The 23,623-nt window shown below is 63.7% G+C and carries 20 protein-coding genes and 4 tRNA genes; 18 read left to right on the top strand and 6 right to left on the bottom strand.

Annotated features, from left to right (window positions below; genetic code table 11):
- The first annotated feature begins 24 nt into the window (after window positions 1-24).
- From AC1DMY_RS12700 to AC1DMY_RS12690, 3 genes are read left to right on the top strand one after another with little or no spacing between them, the layout of a single operon-like run.
- The gene (locus AC1DMY_RS12700; protein ID WP_477165314.1) at window positions 25-1,299 is read left to right on the top strand and encodes a YihY family inner membrane protein; all 1,275 of its coding nucleotides are present in this window, start codon (window positions 25-27) and stop codon (window positions 1,297-1,299) included.
- A complete protein-coding gene (locus AC1DMY_RS12695) occupies window positions 1,296-1,775 on the top strand; it encodes a TlpA family protein disulfide reductase (protein WP_477165313.1) in 480 nt (159 codons plus the stop codon). The genes AC1DMY_RS12700 and AC1DMY_RS12695 overlap by 4 nt, the downstream gene beginning before the upstream one ends.
- A gap of 2 nt (window positions 1,776-1,777) precedes the next feature.
- Window positions 1,778-2,044, top strand: coding sequence for an acylphosphatase (locus AC1DMY_RS12690; RefSeq protein WP_477165312.1), 267 nt, complete (start codon window positions 1,778-1,780; stop codon window positions 2,042-2,044).
- 4 nt (window positions 2,045-2,048) lie between these two features.
- Here the strand turns inward: AC1DMY_RS12690 and AC1DMY_RS12685 are convergent, their stop codons facing one another.
- Entirely contained in the window at window positions 2,049-4,871 is a 2,823-nt protein-coding gene (locus AC1DMY_RS12685) for an EAL domain-containing protein (protein ID WP_477165311.1), read from the bottom strand.
- 208 nt (window positions 4,872-5,079) lie between these two features.
- On the opposite strand from AC1DMY_RS12685, the gene AC1DMY_RS12680 reads away from it, so the two are divergent.
- The gene (locus tag AC1DMY_RS12680; RefSeq protein ID WP_477165310.1) at window positions 5,080-5,580 is read left to right on the top strand and encodes a VOC family protein; all 501 of its coding nucleotides are present in this window, start codon (window positions 5,080-5,082) and stop codon (window positions 5,578-5,580) included.
- Window positions 5,581-5,583: 3 nt separating this feature from the next.
- On the opposite strand, the gene ppk2 is transcribed toward AC1DMY_RS12680, so the two are convergent.
- From ppk2 to hemA, 4 genes are all read right to left on the bottom strand, one after another.
- A complete protein-coding gene (gene ppk2 / locus AC1DMY_RS12675) occupies window positions 5,584-6,363 on the bottom strand; it encodes a polyphosphate kinase 2 (RefSeq protein WP_477165309.1) in 780 nt (259 codons plus the stop codon).
- A gap of 93 nt (window positions 6,364-6,456) precedes the next feature.
- A complete protein-coding gene (locus tag AC1DMY_RS12670) occupies window positions 6,457-8,562 on the bottom strand; it encodes an O-linked N-acetylglucosamine transferase, SPINDLY family protein (RefSeq protein ID WP_477165308.1) in 2,106 nt (701 codons plus the stop codon).
- Between the two features lie 58 nt (window positions 8,563-8,620).
- Entirely contained in the window at window positions 8,621-9,700 is a 1,080-nt protein-coding gene (prfA, locus tag AC1DMY_RS12665) for a peptide chain release factor 1 (RefSeq protein ID WP_477165307.1), read from the bottom strand.
- 69 nt (window positions 9,701-9,769) lie between these two features.
- A complete protein-coding gene (gene hemA, locus AC1DMY_RS12660; RefSeq protein ID WP_477165306.1) occupies window positions 9,770-11,044 on the bottom strand; it encodes a glutamyl-tRNA reductase in 1,275 nt (424 codons plus the stop codon).
- A gap of 109 nt (window positions 11,045-11,153) precedes the next feature.
- On the opposite strand from hemA, the gene AC1DMY_RS12655 reads away from it, so the two are divergent.
- From AC1DMY_RS12655 to ychF, 8 genes are all read left to right on the top strand, one after another.
- A complete protein-coding gene (locus tag AC1DMY_RS12655; protein ID WP_477165305.1) occupies window positions 11,154-12,893 on the top strand; it encodes a tetratricopeptide repeat protein in 1,740 nt (579 codons plus the stop codon).
- Window positions 12,890-13,519 carry a lipoprotein insertase outer membrane protein LolB gene (gene lolB, locus AC1DMY_RS12650; RefSeq protein WP_477165304.1) on the top strand — a complete coding sequence of 210 codons (630 nt, stop codon included), beginning with the start codon at window positions 12,890-12,892 and terminating at the stop codon, window positions 13,517-13,519. The genes AC1DMY_RS12655 and lolB overlap by 4 nt, the downstream gene beginning before the upstream one ends.
- Before the next feature lie 108 nt (window positions 13,520-13,627).
- Complete coding sequence (gene ispE / locus AC1DMY_RS12645; RefSeq protein WP_477165303.1) at window positions 13,628-15,022, top strand: 4-(cytidine 5'-diphospho)-2-C-methyl-D-erythritol kinase; 1,395 nt, start codon at window positions 13,628-13,630, stop codon at window positions 15,020-15,022.
- A 16-nt stretch (window positions 15,023-15,038) separates the two neighbouring features.
- Window positions 15,039-15,115: transfer RNA gene (locus AC1DMY_RS12640), tRNA-Gln, on the top strand.
- A 53-nt stretch (window positions 15,116-15,168) separates the two neighbouring features.
- Window positions 15,169-16,107, top strand: a complete 939-nt coding sequence (locus AC1DMY_RS12635; protein WP_477165557.1) for a ribose-phosphate diphosphokinase — start codon at window positions 15,169-15,171, stop codon at window positions 16,105-16,107.
- A gap of 106 nt (window positions 16,108-16,213) precedes the next feature.
- Entirely contained in the window at window positions 16,214-16,858 is a 645-nt protein-coding gene (locus AC1DMY_RS12630) for a 50S ribosomal protein L25/general stress protein Ctc (RefSeq protein ID WP_441605567.1), read from the top strand.
- A gap of 44 nt (window positions 16,859-16,902) precedes the next feature.
- Window positions 16,903-17,484: an aminoacyl-tRNA hydrolase gene (gene pth, locus AC1DMY_RS12625; RefSeq protein WP_477165302.1), complete on the top strand. Its 582-nt coding sequence runs from the start codon at window positions 16,903-16,905 to the stop codon at window positions 17,482-17,484.
- 107 nt (window positions 17,485-17,591) lie between these two features.
- The gene (ychF, locus tag AC1DMY_RS12620; protein ID WP_477165301.1) at window positions 17,592-18,683 is read left to right on the top strand and encodes a redox-regulated ATPase YchF; all 1,092 of its coding nucleotides are present in this window, start codon (window positions 17,592-17,594) and stop codon (window positions 18,681-18,683) included.
- Window positions 18,684-18,810: 127 nt separating this feature from the next.
- Here the strand turns inward: ychF and AC1DMY_RS12615 are convergent, their stop codons facing one another.
- Window positions 18,811-21,966, bottom strand: coding sequence for a TonB-dependent receptor plug domain-containing protein (locus AC1DMY_RS12615; protein ID WP_477165300.1), 3,156 nt, complete (start codon window positions 21,964-21,966; stop codon window positions 18,811-18,813).
- 14 nt (window positions 21,967-21,980) lie between these two features.
- On the opposite strand from AC1DMY_RS12615, the gene AC1DMY_RS12610 reads away from it, so the two are divergent.
- From AC1DMY_RS12610 to AC1DMY_RS12585, 6 genes are all read left to right on the top strand, one after another.
- Complete coding sequence (locus AC1DMY_RS12610) at window positions 21,981-22,460, top strand: GNAT family N-acetyltransferase (protein WP_477165299.1); 480 nt, start codon at window positions 21,981-21,983, stop codon at window positions 22,458-22,460.
- 74 nt (window positions 22,461-22,534) lie between these two features.
- Window positions 22,535-23,023: an acyl-CoA thioesterase gene (locus AC1DMY_RS12605; protein WP_477165298.1), complete on the top strand. Its 489-nt coding sequence runs from the start codon at window positions 22,535-22,537 to the stop codon at window positions 23,021-23,023.
- A 104-nt stretch (window positions 23,024-23,127) separates the two neighbouring features.
- A tRNA-Tyr gene (locus tag AC1DMY_RS12600) sits at window positions 23,128-23,213 on the top strand.
- Between the two features lie 17 nt (window positions 23,214-23,230).
- Window positions 23,231-23,304: transfer RNA gene (locus tag AC1DMY_RS12595), tRNA-Gly, on the top strand.
- A gap of 29 nt (window positions 23,305-23,333) precedes the next feature.
- Window positions 23,334-23,409 (top strand) — tRNA-Thr (locus AC1DMY_RS12590).
- A 65-nt stretch (window positions 23,410-23,474) separates the two neighbouring features.
- A partial coding sequence (locus AC1DMY_RS12585; RefSeq protein ID WP_240732659.1) for a GTP-binding protein occupies window positions 23,475-23,623 on the top strand: 149 nt, incomplete at its 3' end.

The raw sequence follows: 23,623 nt of genomic DNA, 5'->3' as shown, positions 1-23,623 counted from the left end.
CGTTCGACGTTGAAAGGAGTCACCATGGCCTTGCGTTTCGATCGCGACCGCTTGCGGAGCTTCAGCCGGTTCCTGTGGCAGCGGTTCATCGACGACAAGTGCTTCGAGACCGCCGGCGCACTGTCCTACACCACGCTGGTGTCGCTGGTGCCCTTGATCGTGGCATCGCTGGCGATCTTTGCGGCCTTTCCTGCCTTTGCCGACGCGCGCAGCACGCTGATCAGTTTCGCCTTCGACAATTTCATGCCGGCCGCCGGCGTGCGCGTGCAGGAATACCTGGACGGCTTTGCCGACAACGCGAGCAAGCTCACCGGCATCAGCGTGCTGGTGATGTTCTTCAGCGCCTTGTCGATGATGGTCAGCGTGGAAGACCGCATGAACCGCATCTGGCGCGTGCAGCGCCAACGCGGCTGGGTGTCGCGGCTGCTGCTTTACTGGGCCGCGCTCACGCTGGGCCCGATCCTGATCGTAGGCGGCATTGCGGTGGCGTCGGTCGCCACCGCGCTGCCCATGCTCAGCGATGCCGCCAACACGCTCAATCTGAAGGCGCGTGTGGTGGCCGCGTTGCCCTTCGTGGTCACCTTCCTGACCTTGATGCTGATCTACATGGTGGTGCCCAACCGCCGCGTGCATTGGCGCAACGCGGCCATTGGCGCCCTGATGGGCGCGATCTTGTTCGAACTGGCCCGCTGGGGCTTTGCGCGCTTCATCCACCACGCGCACACCTATCAACAGGTGTATGGCGTGCTGGCGGCTCTGCCGATTTTTCTGCTGTGGATCTACCTCTCGTGGGTGATCGTGATCCTTTGCGCGTCGATTGCAGCGGCCGTTTCTGCTTTCGATTATCTGCCGCCTTCGCAATTTCTTCCCGAGCAGGCGGCCTTCCTGGGCCTGCTGGTGGTACTGGGGCATTTCATCGAGGCGCAGCGGGAAGGGCGCAAGATCAGTCCCGATACGGTGCGCGCCCGTGAGCCGCGCCTGCATCGCTCGTCCATCGTGAATTATTTCGGCGACCTGCAGCGCGCGAAACTGATTCAGGGTGAAGTGGGCGCCGGCTGGCTGCTCACGCACAGTCTCGACAGCACTGACCTGATGCGCGTATATGCTCATTGCAGCTACCGCGTGCCGCTGCATCCGGCGCAGGAAGCGAAAGTGAACGATCTGCGCCTGCCCGCGCACTTACTGGCGCTACTCGATGGGGCAGCGCAATCGCTGGAAGGTGTGCTGCACACATCGTTGCACCATGCTTATCCGCTGGGCCAACCGGCCTCGAACTTATCCAAGGACACATCGCAATGAAGTTGTTGAAAACGCTCGCCGTCATGGGTGGCCTGCTGGCCATGGCGGGCGCGGCGCACGCCGCCATGCCGGAACAGCCGTCGATCAAAGTGACCACACTCGATGGCAAGCCGTACGACCTGGCCTCGCAGCGCGGCAAGTGGGTGATCGTCAATTACTGGGCCACCTGGTGCGTGCCGTGCATCAAGGAAATGCCAGACATTTCCAGATTCGTCAGCGCGCACAAAGACAAGGTCGGTGCCATTGGCCTGGCGTACGACGACAGCGACCCGGCCGACATCAAAGCGTTTATCGCCAAGCATCCGGTGAGCTACCCGGTGGCGCAGGTCACCATGGACAAGCCGCTCAAGGATTTCGATGAGCCGCGCGGCCTGCCCACGACGTGGCTGATCGGACCGGATGGCAAGGTCGCCAAGCGCTTCGTCGGCACCGTCAATGAAGCCTCGCTGGGCCAAGCCATCAATCTGGGCAAATGACCATGGCGGCCGTGCGCTTCTTCGTCAAAGGTCGGGTACAGGGCGTGTTCTATCGCGCCAGCACCCGCGAACAGGCGATGGCGCTCGGCCTGTCCGGCTATGCCAGGAATCTGCAGGACGGCCGCGTCGAAGTGGTCGCCATCGGCGCGCCCGCCTGCATCGAAAAGCTGGAGCGATGGTTGTGGCAGGGCCCGTCGAGCGCGCAGGTCGATGAAGTGATTCGCGAGGCGTGCGAGGACCTGGACATCGAGGGTTTTCGCACGCGTTGATCGCTCATGCGTTGAACGCGGTTTGCGCGGCCTCGATTTGCAGCAGGAACGGGCGCGGCACGGACAGCACGAAACCCTGCGCAAAATCGATGCCGAGGCGGTGCACGGCGGCGAGCAGCTCGGGCGTGCCTACGCATTCGGCAATCGTCTGCTTGCCGGTGACATGGCCGATATTGTTAATCGCCTCGACCATCGCGTGGTCGATCGGGTCGTCGATCATGTCCTTCACGAAGCTGCCTTCGATCTTCACGAAATCGACGGGCAGGTGCTTGAGATAGGTGAACGAGGACATGCCGGCGCCAAAATCATCGAGCGCGAAATAGCAGCCCAGCGCACGCATCTCATGGATAAAAGCGGTGGCGCGCGACAGGCTGGATATGGCGGCCGTTTCGGTGATCTCGAAACAGATCGATGAGGGCGCGATATCGAAGGCGATGAATTGCTGGCGCAGGAATACGGCAAAGCCGTCCTCGCAAAGCGAGGTGCCCGAAAGATTGATGGCGCATTGCGACGGAATATCGGGCAGGCCGCGATCCGTGGCATCGCGCAATGCGGCGAACGCCGATTGCACGACCCAGCGATCGATGGATGGCATCAGGCCGTAGCGCTCGGCTGCGGGGATGAACGCGCGCGGCGGTATCAGTTCGCCGTCTTCGCCCACCATGCGCAATAGCAGTTCCACGTGTCGATGCGGGCTATGGCGACGCAGATCGACGATGTCCTGTGCGTAGAGTCGAAAGCGGTGGCTCGCCAGTGCGGCCTGGATGCGGCTCACCCAACACATCTCGGTCTGGCGCACGGCGACTTCGTCGTCGTCCAGATGATAGGTCTGCACGCGGTTGCGGCCTTTCTCCTTGGCCAGGTGGCAGGCGGCATCGGCTGCTCCAAGAATGTCTTCGCGCGCCAGTCGCTGGTCCGCGCTCAGGCTGACCAGGCCGATGCTCGCGCTGGTGGCAAAGCTGCGCTCACCGAAGGCGAAATGCAGGTCGCCGATCGCCACGCGCAAGCTCTCCGCCATGCTCAGTGCGGCGTCCGCGTCGCAATCTTCCAGCAACACTACAAACTCGTCGCCGCCCAGGCGCGCCACGGCATCGGTGGCGCGCACGTGGCCGATGAAAAGCGCACCGATCTGGCGCAGCAATTCATCGCCTGCCGCATGACTGCAAGTGTCGTTGACCACCTTGAACTGATCCAGATCCAGATACAGCACCGTGAATGGACGGCCGTTGTTTTCGGCAGCTGTCATGGCGCGCGCGAGGCGGCGTTCGAATTCGCGGCGGTTGATCAGCCCGGTGAGCACGTCATGGCTGGCCTGGTAACTCAGCTGGGCAGCATGTTCGCGATCGCTGCTCACGTCGCGCATCACCAGCACCACGCCGTCCATATTGCCGTTGCGGTCGCGGATCGGCGTGGCGGTCAGATCAACCGCCGTAGTCGTTCCGCCCGCATGCATCAGGACGAGTTTTTCTTGCTGGCTGCAGGCCGGCTGTCCATCAAGCACCTGCATGACCGGGTCGGCGATGGTTACGCCACTGGTTTCCGCCATCAGATGGCAGATGGCCCCCACTGGCAGGCCGCGCGCCCGGTCAGTGCTCCAGCGCGTCAGGCGTTCGGCACTGGGGTTGAGAAATGCGATGCAGCCAGTGGCATCGGTGGTGATCACCGCGTCGCCGATCGACTGCAGGGTGACCTCTGCACGCTCCTTTGCCGCGAACAGCATGGCATCGGCCTTGCGGCGTTCGGTGATTTCGGTGACGGAGCCGGCCATGCGCCGCGAGCTGCCATTCGCGTCGCGGGAAGAAGCGCCACGCGCATGAAACCAGCGCGGCTCGCCAAAGCGTTGCGGTACGCGAAACTCCACATTCAGCGGGTGATTGCGCCAGACGTGCGCGGTCACGGCGCGCATCACGCGGCGACGATCCTGCGCATGGATGCACTCGAACACCGAGGTGGCAGCACCGTCGTCGCTGATGTTGAGCCCGAGCATCTGCCGCAGGCGAGGGGAGAGGTAGATGTGGCCGCTGGTGCGATCCCAATCCCACAGGCCGTCATTGCTGCCGGCCACTGCCAGTTGGAAGCGATCTTCGCTGGCGCGCAAGTCATGGGCGACGCGCGCGCGGTCATCGAGCAGACGGCGCGCGCGCCGCGTGGCCACCAGCACCATCACGGCCGCGGCGAGGCAGAGCCATACACGCAATAGATTGGAGGTCTCGCGCGAGGCGATGCCCAGCGCCTCGGAGAAGGCGTATTCCAGCGGGGTGAGGCGTTCGTCGATGCGCCGCAATTGCGCGCTGGCCGTGGCGGCCCAGGCCTGGTCTCGTTGGCCTGCGCTGATGCGCTGATGTGCATCGGTACCCAAGGCGGCCAGTTCATCGATGGAGCGATCGGCTTCCACCCATACATCGACGGCGCGGCGGATGCTGCCCACATTGTGGAAATAGCGGTACAGGCGGGCCATGCCGGGAATATCGTCTTCAAGCGTGCCGCCGCGACGAAAGCCGGCGGCGACGACGGTCATGTCGGGCCGCGCGCGATCGAGTTCCATGCGTCCCGCGCGATGACCCAGTGGCACCGCCATGGCATCCAGGAATTGCTGGTAATCCGCTTCGTCATTGCTGGACAGATAGTGCTGCAGGCTGGAAACGGCGATCTTCTGGGCTTTGGACCAGCGGCTTTCACCGCCCACGAAGGCGCGCGCTGCCGAGAGGATATCCAGGCTGGCCACGCACAATCCGATCATCGCCACGACAACCAGTACGAACGGCCACACGATATCGGCCGCCCTGTCTCCCTTGCCCAGTTCGGCCCCCCGGCCTGTTCCTGGCATAGACGCACTCCTGCTGCGCGTGCCTGGACTTCAGGCAGTCGTCTTATCGGCCTGCGCGCTCAAAGCTTGAATCACCGGCAAGGCGCCCGCGTTCACGCGGCAGCGACATCACGAGTAGGGAAGTAGCCATCCTGTCGAAACAGGCCGAGCTCATTCGTCTTACTCATAAGGCCGACCTCTTGCCGTCCTTCACCTAGGAGACAGTCGCATGTCCACGCGATTCCAGCGCATCACGCCATTCCTCTGGTTCGATCATCAGGCCGAAGAAGCGGCGCAGTTCTACGTGTCGATCTTTCCCAACTCTCGCATCCTCATGACCACCCGCTACACGGCAGCAAGCGCCGAGGCATCCGGTTGTGCCGAGGGCTCGGTGATGACGGTGGATTTCGAGCTCGATGGGCAGAACATCACTGCCTTGAACGGCGGTCCCGTGTTTAGCTTCAACGAGGCGGTGTCGCTGGTCGTGCACTGCCTTTCGCAGCAAGAGATCGATCAGTACTGGGATGCCTTGCTGGCAGGCGCGGCCGACAAGAACGGCCAGTGCGGCTGGCTCAAGGATCGCTTCGGCCTGTCCTGGCAGGTCGTGCCCGAGGAGATGATGCAGCTGCTGACCAGCGGCGATGCCGCCAGCGTGGCGCGCGTCCATGCGGCCATCATGAGCATGAAGAAACTGGACCTGGACCAGATGCGACGCGCGGCAGCAGGCTGACCTTCACTCGCCGAACGAATCGGGCACCCATTCCGCCCTGCGCGTGACCTGCTCGTCCTTGGGCTTGCCTTTGAGCTTGGGCAGCTTGGGCTCGGGAATGGTTTCTTCGCTGCGCGGCACTTGTTCCAGCAGGTGCCGGATCAGGTTGACGCGCCCGCGCTTCTGGTCATTGAAGTCGACCACGAACCACGGCGCATGCGGTCGGCTGGTGCGTTCGATCATCAGGTCGCGCAGGTGGCCGATTTCCTCGTACTTGTCGCGCGAGGCAAGGTCGGTGGACGAGAGCTTCCAGCGCTTGAGCGGATCCTTGGCGCGTTCGTCGAAGCGTTCTTCCTGCTCCTCCTGGTCCACTGCGAGCCAGTACTTGAGCAGGATGATGCCGTCGTCGGTGATCAGCTTTTCGAACGCCGGCACGGCGGCCATGAACGCCTTGTACTGGGCCTTGCTGCAGAAGCCCATGGCCGGTTCGATCACGGCGCGGTTGTACCAGCTGCGATCGAACAGCACGATTTCGCCGGCGCTGGGGAGATGCTCCACATAGCGCTGGAAATACCATTGCGACGATTCGGCGTCGGTAGGCTTGGCCAAGGCGGCGATGCGATAGCCGCGCGTGTCCATCGACTCGGTGACGGCCTTGATGGTGCCGCCTTTGCCGGCCGCATCGCGTCCTTCGAAAATCACCACCAGCCGGTGGCCGCTACGCCGCAACCAGCGATGCAGGCCGGCCAGCTCCAGCTGCAGCTCGGCCATGGCGTGGCGGTAGGTCTGCTTCTTCTTGCCCATGGTGCGCCTCCTTGGGTAACGCTTTCCGGCATTTTCCGTAGTCAAGGACAGGGCGGAGTGAAGAAACCGCCCGGACCCTGCTGCCGCCCGAGCTTACAGATCCAGGTCGGCGGGCTTGCGGCCGATGCGGTAGCGCGCGCTCATGGCCTGCACGGCACGCCGGAAGTCGCCGGCAAAGCCCTGCATGTCGAACAACGAGCTCTGCGTGCGCTGCTGGGACAGGTGCTGGCGCAGCGTACGCAGCGCCTCGCGATCATTGCCCAGCTGAGTGGCCATGGCGATGAAGGCTTCCTCGTCCTCGCAGACCAGCTCGGGCAAGCCCAACTGTTGAAGCAGGCTGGTGGCGACCCGTCCGGCGAACGTGCGGCCGGTGCAGGTGAGTACGGGACAACCAGCCCACAGCGCATCGGAGGCCGTGGTGTGCGCGTTGTACGGCAGCGTGTCGAGGAACAGGTCGGCGTGGACGTAGCGCGAGAGATAATCCTGATGCGGCATGCGCGGCAGGAACACCAAGCGCTCCGGCGCGATGCCGGCCGCGCTGGCGGCGGCACGCAGGCGATCGTCCGCGCCATCCACGCCGCTGAGCAGCCACAGCACGCTATCGGGCACCTGCTGCAGCACCAGCATCATGCGCGCAAACGAAGCCGGATTGATCTTGTAGCTGTTGTTGAAGCAGACAAACACCGTGCCTTGTTCGGGCAAGCCGCACTCGGCGCGCGAGGGCGGCTGCGCCACCTCGCGCGTGTTGTCGTTGGGCTGGTAGCAGCGCGGCAGGCGCAGCAGTTTTTCGCTCACCGTGGCGCGCTGATCGTCCGGCACGATGACCTTGTCGGCCACCAGGTAATCCATCCATGGTGCGCCCATGCTGCCCGCATAAGCCAGCCAGTTCACCTGGATGGGCGCGGGACGCAGGGCAAAAAGTTCAGCGTTGTCGCGCCCCGAGTAACCATTGAGGTCGACCAGTACTTCCACGCCCGTGTCGTGGATGCGCTGCGCCACCTGCGCGGGATTGAGCGCCGAGACGTCGTGCATGGTGGTCGCGGCGGCGAGGCGGCGGCGGATCGATCCGCCATCGTCGCGCGTGGTGGCGAACAGATGCAGATCCAGATCGTCGTCGTTGGCGAGCGCTTCGAACATCGCCACGACCAGCAAGCCGGTGGCGTGATCGTTGAAACCGTCGGCCACGAAACCGACGCGCACCGGGCTATCGGGCGCCGGCTTGGCGTGGCTGAAGTCCTGCTGCTTGCGCAGCGCGGCAACTTGCTGCTCGACCACGGCAGCAAAAGCCTTGGCGGCCTTCAGCTGCAGCGCGGAATCGATGTCTTCGGACAGCGTGACAAAGGGGCTGACCGCGGCGGTTTCTTCGGCGATCGCCTGCTGCAGTCGCTGGCTCAGCTCGTCCAGGTCATGCCAGTCGCACAGGCGGCGGCGCAGGAACAGCAACTGGCTGAGCGTGCGGCCGTCGTTCGGATTGAGTTGCAGTGCGCGCTCGTAAGCCTCCGCGGCGGCAGCAAGTTGGCCGCCGTCCTCCATCGCTTGGCCGGCGGCGAACGGATACTGCGGGTTCTGCGGCGAAATGCGTTCGGCCGTGAGCCACGCTTTGGTCGCCTCGGCGCCGCTGCCCTGGCTCTGCAGGATGCGTCCACGCAAGGCGTAGGCAGCGTCGAAACGAGGATGCAACTGCAAGGCTTCGTCGGTGTGAGTCTTGGCCTGGTCGAGATTGCCCAGTTCCAGCTCGGCGGCGGCGAGGTTGAGGCGCAGGCCCGGATGGGCCGGCGCGCCATGAGTGCCCATGGCATAGGACTCGCGGGCATGCTGGAAACGGGCAGCCGCCATCAGGGCGTTGCCCAGGGTCAGCAGGATGGCGGGATGACCTGGCGACTGACGCAGGGCGGCGCGCAGGTGCTCGATGGCGCCGTCAGCGTCGCCGTTGGCGACCCGGGCACTGCCAAGGTTGCACTGCACTTCCACGCTTTGCGGCGCCAGTTGGGCTGCGTGCTGGAGAATTTTCACGGCATCGGCCGGCCGCTGCAGCTGGAGCAGGGCCACGGCATGCAGGCGCGCCAGTTCGGCGTCGTCGGGATACTGGCCGCACGCCTCGGCGGCGGCCTGTTCGCCATCATGGAACGCACCACGCTCTAGCAGTTCGACGATCTGCTGAGCGAGCACCTGAGAAGAGGGGGTAAAGAGGTCAGTCATCCCGCCAAACTAACGCAGGGCGGGCATGGCTGCCAATCCGTACGTGCGGGTTGGCCGCTCAGCCGGCGGTGAGCGCCTTCAATTCGTCGGCCTGGTTCTCGCGGGTCAGCGTATCCACGAGCTCGTCCATATCGCCTTGCAGCACTTCCGGGAGACGGTAGAGCGTGAGGTTGATGCGATGGTCGGTGATGCGGCCCTGCGGGAAGTTATAGGTGCGGATGCGCTGGCTGCGGTCGCCGGAACCCACCTGGAGCCGGCGCGACTCGGCCTGCACCGCTGCCTGCTTGCTGCGCTCGTCGTCCAGCAGGCGGGCTTTCAGCAGGCTCATGGCGCGCGCACGGTTCTTGTGCTGGCTGCGCTCGTCCTGGCACTCCACCACAATGCCGGTGGGCAGGTGGGTGATGCGAATGGCCGAGTCGGTCTTGTTGACGTGCTGGCCACCGGCACCCGAGGCGCGGAAGGTATCGGTCTTGATGTCGGATGGGCTGATCTCGATCTCGTCGATGTCGTCCAGCTCCGGCAGGATCGCCACCGTCGCCGCCGAGGTGTGGATGCGCCCCTGCGATTCGGTTTCCGGCACGCGTTGCACGCGATGCGTGCCCGATTCGAATTTCAGTCGTGAATAGGCGCCCTTGCCCTCGATGCGTGCGACGACTTCCTTGTAGCCGCCGTGTTCGCCGTGGTTCTCGCTCAAGATTTCAACATGCCAGCGGCGACGCTCGGCGTAGCGCGTATACATGCGAAACAAGTCGCCGGCGAAGATCGCCGCCTCGTCGCCGCCGGTGCCGGCGCGCACTTCGAGGAACAGGTTGGCCTCGTCGCGCGGATCTTTCGGCAACAACAGGATCTGCAGTTCGTCGTCGAGTTCGGCCAGGCGTTGTTCGAGACGGCCGATATCATCCCTGGCCATCTCGCGCAGTTCGGGATCGTCCAGCATGGCGCGCGTTTCGCCCAGCTCGCGCTCGGCCCCGTCGTGTTCGCGCAGCGAGTTCGTCACCGGCTCAAGCTGAGCGTATTCGCGCGACAGTTCGCGGAAGCGGTTGTTGTCGACCTGCACGTCGGGCTGCGCGAGCAGCAGTCCGATTTCCTCATGGCGTTCGGCGAGGGACTCGAGTTTGCGGCGAATGGATGGGGTCATGGGAGAAGTAAGTTCAGAGGAGTGAGTAGTGAGAGAAGGCAGGGCAGCCCTGGTGTTTTCTCACTCTCGCTACTCTTCACTCACTTCTGGTTTTTCGGTGATGCCATACAGTCGACCGGCTGCATGCAGCAGGTCCATATCACCGCTAAGTGCCGCTTCGCGCAGTTTCGCGCTGGGATGGTGCAGCAACTTGTTGGTGAGGGTGTTGGCGAGATAGGCCAGCGCTTCGTCGGGCGACTTGCCGCGCGCAATCATGGCGCGTGCTTTTTCCAGCACTTCGTCGCGATAGCTTTCCGCATGCTGGCGCAGGTCGACGGCCGGGTTGCGCAGCGACAGCGCGCGGCGCCAGGCCATGTAACGTTCCACTTGCAGGTCGATGATGGCATCGGCTTCGCGCGCCGCGGCTTCACGCGAGCGGCGGTTGTCGTCGATCACCTGGCGTAGATCGTCGATGCCGTAGAGGAAGACGTCGTCCAGTTCGCCGACCGCCGCTTCAATGTCGCGCGGCACGGCAATGTCCACCATGAACATCGGCTTGCGGCGTCGGGCCGTCACGGCCTTCTCCACCATGCTGCGCGTCACGATCGGCTGGCGTGCGGCGGTGGAGCTGATCACGATGTCCGCTTCTGCCAGGTGTTGCGGCAGGTCGCTGAGTGCGATGGCATAGCCGCCATAGCGCGTAGCCAGTTCCTGCGCGTTTTCCAGCGTGCGGTTCGCCACGATGAGCCGGCGCACCTGTTTGTCCACCAGATGGCGTGCCGCCAGTTCGATGGTGTCGCCCGCGCCGATCAGCAACACGCAGGCCTGCCGCAGATCGGTAAACACCTGTTCGGCCAGGCGCACGGCTGTGAAAGCCACCGACACCGTGTGTGCGCCGATGCGCGTATCGGTGCGCACGCGCTTGGCTACGGCAAACGTGTGCTGCAGCAGGCGCTCCATCGGCGCCCGCAGGGCCTGCGCATCGCGCGCCTGCTGGTAGGCGTCCTTCACCTGGCCAAGAATCTGCGGCTCGCCCAGCACCATCGAGTCCAGCCCGGTCGCCACACGGAACATGTGACGCACGGCTTCATCTTCGTCATGGCGATAGAGGAACTCGTCCAGCTTGCCCGCAGTCAGATGATGGTGTCGGCTCAGCCATGCCTGCGGAACGTCCTCGGCTCCTGCCGAGACGCTCACATAAAGCTCGGTACGGTTGCAGGTGGAGAGGATCATCGCCTCTTCCACGCCGGGCTCACGGGCAAGCGCCTGCAGAGCCACTCCGGCGGCCTCCGCATCGAATGCCACTTGTTCGCGCAAATTGACCGGCGCGGTGAGGTGGTTGAGCCCTAAGGCGATGAGCTTCATGGTTCAGGGCAATTCGAGGCGAGGGGCATCCGGCGTAAACTAGCGGTTAGCGACGACCGTTCTACATTGTGGATACGGCCGTGTCACGGACGGATGAGCGGAGAATAGTGTGCTGAGCAGGTGGTCCAAGTTCAAGCAACTGCGGCATTTTGCGGTCGGCGGTCTGGCGGCGCTGGTCCTGGCCGGTTGCGCCACCGTCTCAGGTTCGTCGGGACGTTCGCTGGCCAATGACAAGCAGCCGCTGGGTCGGCTGGTGGTCGCGGTGCCCGATGAGGATCACGACCTGATGGCCCAGCTGCTTGCTGGCGAGATGGCGCTCACCCGCACCGATCTCAAGGCGGCTTCGGCGGCCTACAGCCGCGCCATGCAGCTGTCGCTCGATCCCAAGGTGGCCGAGCAGGCGGCCGCGCTGGCGATCGCCGTGCGCGATACCGAGGCCGCCCAGGCCGCCATTGCCCGCTGGCAGGCGCTGGGCGCCAAGCCGGCGCCGCTCGCTCAGGCGCGGGCTCAATTGGCGTTGAGCCAGGGCGATACGCAAGAGGCGCGCCGTCAGCTGGAAATCCTGGTCAACACCGGTGACCCGGATGCCTGGCGGCAGTTCGGACGGGTGCTGGTCAGCGGCCGCGACGCCGCCCAGTCCGCCCAGTTGCTGGAGGCTGTGGCCACCCCGCAGCGCCTGCCCAATGACCCGCAGGCCTGGCTCGCGATGAGCGAACTGGGTGACAAACTGGGCCGTCACGCCTACGCGCTGACCATCGCCGAGGCAGCCGTGAAGCGGTTCGGCACCGCCGAGACCTACGCCTGGCTGGGCCAGATGAAGTATCACGACGGCGACAAAAACGGTGCCAAGGCCTTATTCGACAAGGCGCTGGCCAAGGATCCTAAGAACACCCACCTGCGGCTCGCCTACGCGACGCTGCTAGGGCAGGGCGGTGACTACGCTGCCGCTGCGCACATGCTCGACAGCGGCCCGCAGGACGCCGACACCTACGCCATGCGGGCCGCGTTTGCCGCACGGGCGCACGACACCAAGACCATCAATCGCCTGTACACCCAACTGCAGCATTCGCCGGACGACGTGCGCCAGGGCAGTGCCTACCTGCTGGGCCAGATGGCCGAGATGCTCGACAAAAAGGACGAGGCGCTGAAGTGGTACGACCAGGTCGCCGACGATGACGATCACGCCTTCGATGCCGATCTGCGCAGCGCCGTACTGCTGCAGGACCTGGGTCGCAGTGCCGAAGCCCACGAGCAGCTCGCGCAGATGCAGACCGACTATCTCGACCAGCCGGCCATGCTGCGCCGTGCCTATGAGGTGGACGCCGAGCTGTATATGGACGAACAGCAGTACAGCCAGGCGGAGCGGGCCTTCAGCCGGGCTCTGCAGGTGACGCCGGATGATCCGGGCCTGCTGTACGGCCGCGGCCTTGCCTACGCCTCGGCCGGCCAGACCGACCAGGCAGTCAACGATTTCCGACATCTGCTGCAGCTGAAGCCTGACGACACCGACGCCACCAACGCACTCGGCTACACGCTAGCCGATGCCAACCGCGACCTTCCCGAGGCACAGCGCCTGATCGAGCAGGCGCGTGCGGCGCGCCCGGACGACCCGGCCATCCTCGATTCCTGGGGCTGGCTGCAGTACCGGCTGGGTCATCTGGACCAGGCCGAAACGACGCTGCGCGGCGCCTGGACGGCGCACAAGGACGCCGACGTCGGCGTACACCTGGGCGAAGTGCTGTGGAAGCAGGGGCGCCAGGAAGACGCCCGCCGCGTCTTCGACGAAGTGCGTAAGATCGACCCGCAAAGCATCAACCTCCACAACACCCTCAAGCGCCTCAATCCATGAAGCTTCCGATCCGACTCCTCGCGGCAGCCTTGCCGCTGCTGCTGGCCGCCTGCGTCCATAAGGAAGCCGTCCGCCCGCAACCCCAGGCCGATTACGCGGTGTTGCTCAATGAGCAGCGCGCTCGCGAGCACCTGCTGGAGAAGACCGACCATTGGGTCCTGCAAGGCAAGATCGGCGTGTCTGGCGAGGTCAACGGTAAGAAAGAGGGCGGCAGCGGCACGCTGACCTGGACGCAGACCGGCGACAACTACGAATTCGTCGTGCGGGGCCCGGTGGGCAGCAAGAGCTTCAAGTTGACGGTGACGCCGGTGAGTGCGGTGCTGGAAGGCCTCGATGGCGGTCCGCAGCGCAGTCCGGACGTGGAGTCGCTGGTGCAGAGTGCGCTGGGCTGGCAGGTGCCGTTCCACGACCTGCGTGCCTGGGTGCTGGGTACCCGCGCCGACAGTGGTCCGGCCGAGCTTAAGTTCGGCGACGACGGCCTGCCCAAGACCCTGACCCAGGATGGCTGGACCGTGGCCTACCCAGGCTGGGACACCAAGCGCGAACCGGCCTTGCCCACCAAGGTCTTCGCCAGCAACCCGACCAGCTCGGTGCGGCTGTCGATTGAGTCGTGGACCATCCAATAACCATCGCGCTCCCTTGTGGGAGCGCACCCTGTGCGCGACCCGACGGAGCGTAACCCCGGGCTCCCTGCTCGCGCACAGGGTGCGCTCCTACAACAGCCTGCTGTCGCCATGACCTTCCACATCCAACGCGCCCAGCTCGAACAGGTCGATGCCTTATGCGCCATCGAGCGCGCGGCCGTCGAACTGTTCCGCGGTCACCGCGCGTGGCCGTCCTACCGTAACGTGTCGGTGCCGCCTGAGGTACTGCGGGAAGCCATTGCGCGCGGCTTGGTCTGGGTTGCCGTGATCGGTTCCGACCAGCCAGTCGGCTTTATCTGGCTGGACGCGGAAGAGGGCGGCGACGCCATCGGCGTGGCCGAGATGGACGTGCTTCCTTCGCACGGCCAGCGCGGTATCGGCGCTGCCTTGCTCGAACACGCCTGTAGCTGGGCGCGCATGGCCGGCTACCACCGCGTGGACCTGGGCACGCTCGCCGACGTGCCGTGGAACGCGCCGTTCTATGCGAAGCACGGCTTCCAGGTGATGGACAAGAATCTCCCGGAATTCGATTTCGCCCGCGAACGCGATCGCGAGAACGGCTTTCCAGATGATCTGCGCGTTTTCATGAGCCGACCGCTGGCGCCGCCGGACCCGGCCGACTGGACCATCTGGCCCGCGCCCGCCAAGTTGAACCTGTTCCTGCGCATCGTCGGCCGCCGCCCGGATGGTTACCACGAGCTGCAGACCGTGTTCCGCCTGCTCGACTGGGGCGACGAGATCCACCTGCGTGTCCGCCGCGACGGTGAGATACACCGCCTGACCGAGGTCCCCGGCGTGCCGGCCGACACCGACCTGGTGGTTCGCGCCGCCCGCCTGTTGCAGCCCCTGGTGCCGGCAGGGGCGGGCGTCGATATCGAAGTAGAGAAGCGCATTCCCATGGGCGGTGGCCTCGGCGGCGGCAGTTCGGATGCGGCCACCGTGCTGGTGGCCCTGAACCGTCTTTGGGGTGCCGGCCTGGACGACGACACGCTGGCCGAGCTGGGCCGCCAGCTCGGCGCCGACGTCCCGGTGTTCGTGCGCGGACGCTCGGCCTGGGCCGAGGGCATCGGCGAAAAACTGACGCCGCTGGGCCTGCCGCCGCGCTGGTACGTGGTGCTCGACCCCCACGAACACGTGCCCACTGGGGCGCTTTTTCAAGCGTCTGAATTGACACGAAATGCTCCGCCCGCCACAATTTCATCCTTTGCTTCGGGCGAAACGGTCGAGAACGCTTTCGCGCCCGTGGTCCGCGCGCGGCATCCGCGTGTGGCTGCGGCGCTGGACTGGCTCGACGGCTTCGGCCGGGCAAGGCTTTCTGGCAGCGGTGCCTGCGTGTTCCTGGAAACAGGCGACGTGGAACGTGCCGAAGCCATTGCGGAGCGGTGTCCTGCCCATTTCACGGCCCACGTGGCCAGGGGCGAGGACGTTTCTCCGTTGCATGTCGCCCTGGCGCGCTTTCGCGGTGTCGGCGGGAACGACAAGTAGAAAATCCAGTTGTTACTGGGGCGTCGCCAAGCTGGTTAAGGCACAGGATTTTGATTCCTGCATGCGAAGGTTCGAATCCTTCCGCCCCAGCCATTCATATGGCTCACACAGGTTCTAGAGAAATGACTGTCGACATCTCCGGCCCGATGCTCTTCACCGGCAACGCGCACCGCGCCCTCGCCGAGGATGTGGCTCAACGCCTGGGTGTGCCGCTGGGCAAGGCGCTCGTCAGCACCTTCAGTGACGGCGAAGCGCAGGTGGAGATCGAAGAGAACGTCCGCCGCCAGGAAGTGTTCGTGCTGCAGCCCACGGGCGCGCCGAGCGCAGAGAACCTGTTCGAGCTGCTGGTGCTGGTGGATGCGCTCAAGCGCGCCTCGGCCGCCAGTGTGACGGCGGTCATTCCGTACTTCGGCTATGCCCGCCAGGATCGTCGCCCGCGCTCGGCGCGTGTGCCGATCACGGCAAAGATGGTGGCCAAGATGATCGGCACCTCGGGCGTGGATCGCGTGCTCACGGTCGATTTGCACGCCGACCAGATCCAGGGCTTCTTCGACATCCCGGTGGACAACGTCTATGCCTCGCCGGTGCTGTTGGCGGACATCTGGCGCAGCTACAGCATGGACGACCTGATCGTGGTCAGTCCGGATGTGGGCGGCGTGGTGCGTGCGCGTGCCATGGCCAAGCGCCTGGACGATGCCGATCTGGCCATCATCGACAAGCGTCGCCCGAAGGCGAACGTGGCCACCGTGATGAACATCATCGGTGAAGTCGACGGCAAGACCTGCGTGCTGGTCGACGACATCGTCGACACCGCTGGCACCTTGTGTGCGGCTGCTGCGGCTCTGAAGGAGCGCGGCGCCCGCAAGGTGGTGGCGTACTGCGTGCATCCGGTGTTGTCGGGTGCGGCGCTGAAGAACATCGAGAACTCCCAGCTCGACCAGCTGGTGGTCACCAACACCTTGCCGCTGCGGCCGGAAATCGCCGCATGCAGCAAGATCCGTCAGCTCTCGGTCGCCGAGCTGCTGGCGGAAACGATTCGCCGTATCCACTTTGGCGAGTCGGTGAGCTCGTTGTACATCGACTGAGTTTTTCGCGGTGGGCACGCGCCCGCCGCTGTTTCACGGCTCCTCTGGTCGCGGGGGAGTCGCATGACTGCCGCGAGGCAGCTCACTTCCGATAGGTAATGCCCACATGGCTACGACTCATGAAATCAAGGCTTCGGCCCGTAATGACGAGGGGAAAGGTGCGAGCCGCCGCCTGCGTCATACCGGCGTCGTTCCTGCTGTTGTCTACGGTGCCGGCCAGGCCCCGCAGAGCATCCAGATCGAACACAACACCATCCTGCTCGCTGCCAAGCACGAGTGGTTCTTCTCCTCGGTGCTCGACCTGAACATCGACGGCAAGGTGCAGAAGGTGCTGGTGCGTGACTGGCAGAAGCATCCGTACAAGCTGCAGATGCTGCACATGGACTTCCTGCGCGTCGACGAGAACGCTGCCCTGCGCGTCAAGGTGCCGGTGCACTTCCTGAACCAGGACAAGTCGCCCGCCTCCAAGACCTCCGGTGTGGTGATCTCGCACAACCTGACGGAAGTGGAAGTCTCCTGCCTGCCGAAGGATCTGCCGGAGTTCATCGAACTCGACCTGACCGACCTGAAGCCGGGCGACATCGTCCACTTGTCGCAGCTGAAGCTGCCCAAGGGCGTGGAAATCGTTGCCCTGCACCTGGGTGCGGACCACGACACGGCCGTCGTCACCGCCAACACGGTGAAGGAAGAAGTCGACGAGACCCCGGCCGAGGGCGAAGCCGCCCCGGCGCCGGAAGCTCCGAAGAAGTAAGTCGCTGCGGCCCATGTCCTCGCGGGCATGGGCCGTTCGATCTTATGGCGGGTCTTCGACTCATCGTCGGACTGGGCAATCCCGGTGCCGAATATCTCCGAACCCGGCACAACGCCGGGTTCTGGTTTGTTGACGCCCTGGCGTCAGGGCAGGGCGAGCGCTTCGGTTTCGACGGCAAGCTGCATGGCGAGACCTGCAAGGTCCGCATCGGCGGCGAGCCGGTATGGCTGCTCAAGCCCTCCACTTTCATGAATAAAAGCGGCATCGCCGTGGTTTCGGCGTTGCGCTATTACAAAATCGAGCCCGAAGAGTGCCTCGTCGCGCACGACGAGCTGGATCTCGATCCCGGCACCGTGCGTTTGAAGTTCGACGGTGGCCACGGCGGCCAGAATGGCCTGCGCGACATCGTTGCGCACCTGGGCCACGCCAAATTTCATCGCCTGCGCGTTGGCATCGGTCACCCCGGTCACAAAGACAGGGTCACTTCCTGGGTTCTGGGGCGTGCTTCCGAGAAGGACGAGAACGCCATCGTCGACGGTATCTCGCGCGCGCTTGATGTGCTGCCGCTGGCGGTGGACGGCCAGTTCGACAAGGCCATGCAGAAACTCCACACACCGGCAGGCTGAGATCGTCCGCCGCGGCGCCTGAGCGCCATGCGTTACGCGACATCAGTTCTTTCCCTTTACCATTCACCATTTACAGGCGCGTCAGCGCCGAATCCACGGAATTCAAAATGGGCATCAAATGCGGCATCGTCGGCCTGCCTAACGTCGGCAAGTCCACCCTGTTCAATGCACTGACCAAGGCGGGCATCGCGGCGGCCAACTTCCCGTTTTGCACCATCGAGCCGAACGTCGGCGTGGTGCCGGTGCCCGATCTGCGCCTCAATGCGCTGTCGGACATCGTCAATCCCCAGAAGGTGGTCCCGACCGCCGTCGAGTTCGTCGATATCGCGGGCCTGGTGGCAGGCGCTTCGAAGGGCGAAGGCCTGGGCAACAAGTTCCTGGCCCACATCCGCGAAGTGGACGCGATCACCCACGTGGTGCGCTGCTTTGAGCACAGCGACATCATCCACGTGGCCGGCAAGGTCGACCCGATCGCCGACATCGAAACCATCGACACCGAGCTGGCGCTCGCCGATCTCGATTCCGTCGAGAAGGCGCTGAACCGCGCCGAGCGTGCCGCCAAGGCCAACGACAAGGAAGCCATGGCCAAGAAGCCGGTGCTGCAGAAGCTTGCCGCCGGTCTCAACGAAGGCAAGTCCGCACGCAGCCTGGGCCTGGACGAGGAAGAAAAGGCGCTGGTGCGCGACCTGTTCCTGCTTACGCTCAAGCCGCTGATGTACATCGCCAACGTGCGCGAAGACGGCTTCGAAAACAATCCGCACCTCGACGCCGTGCGTGCGCGCGCCGTGATTGAAGGCGCCGAAGTCGTGCCGGTGTGCGCAGCGATCGAAGAAGAGATGTCGCAGCTGGAAGACGCCGACCGCGACGAGTTCCTCAAGGATCTGGGCCTCGACGAGCCGGGTCTCAACCGCGTCATTCGCGCCGGCTACAAGCTGCTCAATCTGCAGACCTACTTCACCGCCGGCGTAAAGGAAGTGCGCGCCTGGACGATCAAGCGCGGCTTCACCGCACCGCAAGCAGCAGGCGTGATCCACACCGACTTCGAGCGCGGCTTCATCCGTGCCGAGACCGTTTCCTACGACGACTTCATCCAGTACAAGGGCGAAGCCGGCGCAGCGGCGGCCGGCCGTCTGCGCAAGGAAGGCAAGGATTACATCGTCAAGGACGGCGACGTGCTGCACTTCCTGTTCAACGTCTGATCGGTTGATCTATCCATGAAAAGCCGCGCATTGCGCGGCTTTTTTTGTGCGTGAATATTTGGATCCGCCGATAAAAAGACCGCGTGATTGCTCACGCGGTCTTTCGGTGCAAGGCGCTTTCTATCGATCAGAACTTGACCGTCACGCGTGCCCACCAGTACCGGCCCATCAGATCAAAGTCGGATGGATCGGTATTGGCGTTGAGCGTGTTGTTCGCGTACAGCATGGGCGGCTGCTTGTCGAACAGGTTGTTGACGCCGAAATCCAGGCGGGTGTTGATCATGGCCAGGTTGTAGCCGACCGAAACGTCGCTGTAGACCGTCGCGCCGTACTTGAGGATCGTGCCAGGCACGCCGTTCGGTGACGTGTCATTCGTGGATCCTGCGGCACCGCCGTTTTGGAAGCGGCTGATAAGGCGCATGCGCCACTGTGCATTCCAGCCCCCACTCTGCCAGTCCACAAAGCCCTGTGCGCGCCAGCGCGGAAACAGGCAGACGCCGGAGTTGCCGGGGCAAGCTGCTTGCTGTGCTGAACCGAACGGCAGGAGATGGCCGACATCCTTGAACGTCACATTGCCAGGTTGTCCGGGGGCGGTGTTCTGTGTGAAGTACTTTAGATAGGTAGCATTGACACCGATGTTGAATTGCCCGACCGCGAACTGCGGCAGCTTGTAGTTAGCTGACCAGTCGATGCCGCCCGTGCTCATGCTGCCCAGGTTCGCGACCGGCTCGATGGAGGACTGCGTCAATTGACCCGCATTCTCACCAGCGGGCGTTCGGCTGATGTACCGGCAAAAGACCGTCTGTCCTGCTGCGCAAAGATTGAGCACGCTCTGCAGGCCTGCCGAGGTAATCGTGTTATTCAGATACACGTGCCAGAAGTCGAGCGTGGTCGATAAGCCGGGGACATACGACGGGCTATAGACGAGACCAAGGTCGAACGACTTGCCGGTTTCGGGCTTGATCGGAAAGCCTGCGAGCATGGCGCCCTCCCCAATGGCGGCACCTTGCCCGCCATTGGTTGGATCCAGCAGAACATTCTCAAAGCTGCCATTGGTCGGCACGTACTGGCAGGCCAGCGCCAGTGGCGAGCCTGCGGGGGCGCCTCGATAGCCCGTGCAAGGATCGCTCTTGATGCTGGGTGCGCCGGCAGACGAGGAGAACAGTTCTCCGAGGTTCGGCGCGCGAAAGACTTGCTGCATCGTGCCGCGCACCAGCAAATCATCGATCGGCTTCCATTCCAGTGCGAACTTGAAGTTGTTCGTGCTGCCGAAAGTATTCACGCGGGTGTAGCGATCGCCGATGGTGAGGTCTAGAGATTGCGCGGCAGGAAGATTGGAAAGAATCGGTATGAGCGTTTCGGCATACAAATCCTTGGAGCTGTAACCGCCAGACATATTGGCAACGCATTGGCTGCCAAGGATGCAGGAGCCACTGGCGGGGTTGAGCAAAAGCTCTGGGCTGGTGACCGTATTTTCGTATTCCTTCCGGTACTCATAGCCCACTGCCAGTTGCACGGCGCCTGCGGGCAGGCTGAACAGTTCGCCGCCGACGCCGACATGCCAACTCTTCTGGATGGAATAGTCGTTGCTGACGGCAATCGTGTTGGCCTGCTTGAGTGCGGCAACGGAGCCTGGCGAGTACAGATTGAACGGGTCGAACTGGCAGGAAACCGGGTCCGTGCCTGCCGGGCAGGTCGCCGTGCCATTGGCATTGAGCACGGAGGGGCCTGAATACAGCCGAGTCTGGTTGACCAGGCCACTGGTCGTGGTCGTGATGCTCTGATGGCCGTAGTTGTAGCCGACATCCCAGTTCCAGCTCTTCTCCAAAACAGTGAAGTCGCCGCGGAATCCCGTATTGATCTGGGCATCCTCGCGGCCGGACGCTGCGATGCGGTAGCCAAGTGAGGCAAGTCGCGATTTGAACGAGGCGCCGGTGCCCCCCCAGGCACTTCCAGGGACCGGGTTGAAGGCGTTCTTGGGGTCAACCTGATAGCCCGTGTTGGCGCCGAAAACTGCCGGGGCGAGTTGGAAGTTCGATGACGTCTTTTCGTAAACGGCGTCCAGATAAGCGGTGACGTGATCGCCGAGGCGGTAGTCGCCGCTGAGGAATCCGCCGGTGCGCTCCTGCGGCGTCATGATCAGATTGACCGCTGCATAGTTATATCGATCGGCGGCGGTGTAGCAATGGTAGTTGGCCGGCGTCATCGCCTGGGCGTTGCCACCCGGGTTCAATGACACACGACGCGAAGTGCAGTTGGCGAATGCCACGGCAGCAGCGCTGCCGGCGGGGATCTGAATATTGCCGTAGGGCGTCGACGGGGAGCCTCCGATAGAGGCCTGGTTCCCTTTCAAGGACAGCGCATTCTTGGAGAACGCACGATTGCCCGATTCGACGCCATCCTGCTTGTTGTAGTTGATGCCGGCCATGATGCTGCCCTTCTCGGACGTCTGGCCAAAGGTGAACGTGTAACCGCTCTGTGCCCCGTCATTGCGATCGGACTGGCCGACGTTCGCAGTGAAGGTGGCGCCCTGATAGTTCTTGCGCAGGATGAAATTGACCACGCCGCCGATCGCGTCCGAACCATAGGTTGCCGACGCACCAGTCGGGAGCACCTCGATGCGCTCGATGGCATCGGCCGGGATGGCGTTCGGGTCCTTGCTCAGCAGGCGCTGGCCGTTCACTAGGATCAGTGTGCGCTTCGCTCCCAGGCCGCGCACGTTGATGCTGGAGCTGCCCGATCCGCCGCCATTGTTGACCTGTGGGTTGACGTTGCCGCCAGTCATCGCCGGCAGCTGCTGCACCAGGTCGCCCAGCGTTTGCTTGCCGGTGGCCTGGATGGCGGCACGGTCGATGGTGACCACGGGGCTGGCCGTCTCGACGTCCACGCGGCGAATCAGCGAGCCGGTCACGGTGACCGTTTCCAGCGTCTTGCTCTTGGCCTGGTTGGCGGTGGCGTCCTGTGCAAAAGCCGCGGTGCCGAAGCCGCTGATGACGAGAGCACCCAGCGCCAGGCGCACCGATGCGCAGAGTTGGTTCTTCCTGAAGTTCATCCGATCTTCCCGTCCAATTAGGTTTTGGTTAAGTGGTGTGGACGGTACGCAGGAGTCGGGAATTGCGATGTCGGGGCATTTCCGAGTCGTGCATCGGACAAGTCCGATAGAACTCCGTAGCAAAGAAGTAGGAATCGTCGGATTTCCACTCGCTTGTTGGCTGCTGTACGGCCCGTCGTCGGGGCGCACCGCGCCTCCGTTGCGGTGTGCTTGTCGGGCCGACAACTGCATGCTGTGATGCCCCCATGACTGCATTGCGCATGCGACTGGCACGCAAGGACGATGCACCCGCCATCGCGCGGCTGGCGCGTCGCGTGGTGCGCCGTTGGATAGCTCCGGAGCAGCCGCCGGTGGCTGTGATTGCGCTGGAGGAGTCGCTGCGCGTAAGCGTTATCCGCGAGAAAATCGCGACGGGCCAGCGTTTCCATCTGGCCTTTGTCGATGGCGCGCTCGCCGGCGTGGCCGCCGTACGCAACGACAGCCACGTGTTTCAGCTGTTTGTCGGCACGCGATACCAAGGGCAGGGCATCGCCAGGAAATTGTGGGAGCGCCTGCGCCGCGATTGCGTGCGACGGGGCGGCACGCGGGCTTTCACGCTGAATGCAGCGCCGGGCGCCGTTCCGATCTATCTCCATATGGGCTTCGAGATCGATCACGATCCGGCCCGCGTGCGCAGCAAAATCATCGCCGCCCCGATGATCTACCGCGTCGACGACCATCCCTGAGCAAGATCGGCCGTGTGCGACTGCACGCCGCGGCGCATAATTGCCGCCTATCCCGTTCCTGGAGTCACCGGTCCATGCCCGGCAAGCAGCACGAAGTGAACTTCCGTTTCCTGGCCCAGCCAACCGATGTCAATTTCGGCGGCAAGGTGCACGGCGGCATGGTGATGAAGTGGATCGACCAGGCCGGCTACGCCTGCGCGGTGGCGTGGAGCGGTGCGTACTGTGTCACCGCCTCGGTCAGTGGCATCCAGTTCGTGAAGCCCATCCTCATCGGCGACCTGGTCACGGTGCGTGCCCGCCTGATCCACACGGGTCGCTCCAGCATGCATATGGCTGTGGACGTGCTGGCGAGCGACCTGCGCAAAGACGAGCACCGCCTGGCCACCAGCTGCGTGATGGTCTTCGTGGCGCTCGATGCGCCCGAAGGCAAGCCCACGCCGGTGGCTACCTGGGAGCCGCGCGACGACCACGAGCGCCAGCTGCAGGAGCAGGCCATGCGGCTGATGAATCTTTCCAAGGAGATGGAACAGTTGGTGGACTCCAAGGTTGCCGAAAACATCTGACGGACGTGTCTGAAGTGGTGAAAAAAATCGCCAGAAAACGTCAATTTTCCAGTCAAAGGTGTTGACAGCTTCGAGGCTGATCCACACAATAGCCGTTCTTTGTTGGAGGGATACCCAAGCGGCCAACGGGGGCAGACTGTAAATCTGCTGGCTTACGCCTTCGGTGGTTCGAATCCACCTCCCTCCACCAGACGAGTTCCGCGCAGGGCGGGAGTAGTTCAATGGTAGAACATCAGTTTTCCAAACTGATTACGCGGGTTCGATTCCCGCCTTCCGCTCCATTGGCTCTCGTGGTTTTTGCTGTTGCAGTGCTCATGTAGCTCAGTCGGTAGAGCACTTCCTTGGTAAGGAAGAGGTCGCTGGTTCGATTCCAGTCATGAGCACCATCTCACCGCGGTCCGCGGGTATCACCTTACTTTTCAACATTTGACTCCATCGGGGTTTTAGACGTATGGCAAAGGGTAAATTCGAACGCACCAAGCCGCACGTCAACGTCGGCACGATTGGTCACGTGGACCACGGCAAGACGACGCTGACGGCTGCACTGACCAAGGTCGGCGCAGAGCGCTTCGGTGGCGAATTCAAGGCGTATGACGCGAT

This window comes from Dyella sp. 01L423, assembly GCF_056399945.1.
Note: the sequence above shows the minus strand (reverse complement) of the source record. Positions and strands in the feature narration are given on the sequence as shown.

What these genes read in the sequence shown, in the direction of transcription:
- AC1DMY_RS12630 (WP_441605567.1), top strand. Translation starts at nt 16,214, where the DNA reads ATGGCTACGACTCATGAAATCAAGGCTTCGGCCCGTAATGACGAGGGG.
- ispE (WP_477165303.1), top strand. Translation starts at nt 13,628, where the DNA reads ATGACCTTCCACATCCAACGCGCCCAGCTCGAACAGGTCGATGCCTTA.
- AC1DMY_RS12605 (WP_477165298.1), top strand. Translation starts at nt 22,535, where the DNA reads ATGCCCGGCAAGCAGCACGAAGTGAACTTCCGTTTCCTGGCCCAGCCA.
- prfA (WP_477165307.1), bottom strand. Translation starts at nt 9,700, where the DNA reads ATGACCCCATCCATTCGCCGCAAACTCGAGTCCCTCGCCGAACGCCAT.
- ppk2 (WP_477165309.1), bottom strand. Translation starts at nt 6,363, where the DNA reads ATGGGCAAGAAGAAGCAGACCTACCGCCACGCCATGGCCGAGCTGCAG.
- AC1DMY_RS12695 (WP_477165313.1), top strand. Translation starts at nt 1,296, where the DNA reads ATGAAGTTGTTGAAAACGCTCGCCGTCATGGGTGGCCTGCTGGCCATG.
- AC1DMY_RS12700 (WP_477165314.1), top strand. Translation starts at nt 25, where the DNA reads ATGGCCTTGCGTTTCGATCGCGACCGCTTGCGGAGCTTCAGCCGGTTC.
- AC1DMY_RS12670 (WP_477165308.1), bottom strand. Translation starts at nt 8,562, where the DNA reads ATGACTGACCTCTTTACCCCCTCTTCTCAGGTGCTCGCTCAGCAGATC.
- pth (WP_477165302.1), top strand. Translation starts at nt 16,903, where the DNA reads ATGGCGGGTCTTCGACTCATCGTCGGACTGGGCAATCCCGGTGCCGAA.
- AC1DMY_RS12635 (WP_477165557.1), top strand. Translation starts at nt 15,169, where the DNA reads ATGCTCTTCACCGGCAACGCGCACCGCGCCCTCGCCGAGGATGTGGCT.
- AC1DMY_RS12685 (WP_477165311.1), bottom strand. Translation starts at nt 4,871, where the DNA reads ATGCCAGGAACAGGCCGGGGGGCCGAACTGGGCAAGGGAGACAGGGCG.
- ychF (WP_477165301.1), top strand. Translation starts at nt 17,592, where the DNA reads ATGGGCATCAAATGCGGCATCGTCGGCCTGCCTAACGTCGGCAAGTCC.
- AC1DMY_RS12610 (WP_477165299.1), top strand. Translation starts at nt 21,981, where the DNA reads ATGACTGCATTGCGCATGCGACTGGCACGCAAGGACGATGCACCCGCC.
- hemA (WP_477165306.1), bottom strand. Translation starts at nt 11,044, where the DNA reads ATGAAGCTCATCGCCTTAGGGCTCAACCACCTCACCGCGCCGGTCAAT.
- AC1DMY_RS12680 (WP_477165310.1), top strand. Translation starts at nt 5,080, where the DNA reads ATGTCCACGCGATTCCAGCGCATCACGCCATTCCTCTGGTTCGATCAT.
- AC1DMY_RS12690 (WP_477165312.1), top strand. Translation starts at nt 1,778, where the DNA reads ATGGCGGCCGTGCGCTTCTTCGTCAAAGGTCGGGTACAGGGCGTGTTC.
- AC1DMY_RS12615 (WP_477165300.1), bottom strand. Translation starts at nt 21,966, where the DNA reads ATGCAGTTGTCGGCCCGACAAGCACACCGCAACGGAGGCGCGGTGCGC.
- lolB (WP_477165304.1), top strand. Translation starts at nt 12,890, where the DNA reads ATGAAGCTTCCGATCCGACTCCTCGCGGCAGCCTTGCCGCTGCTGCTG.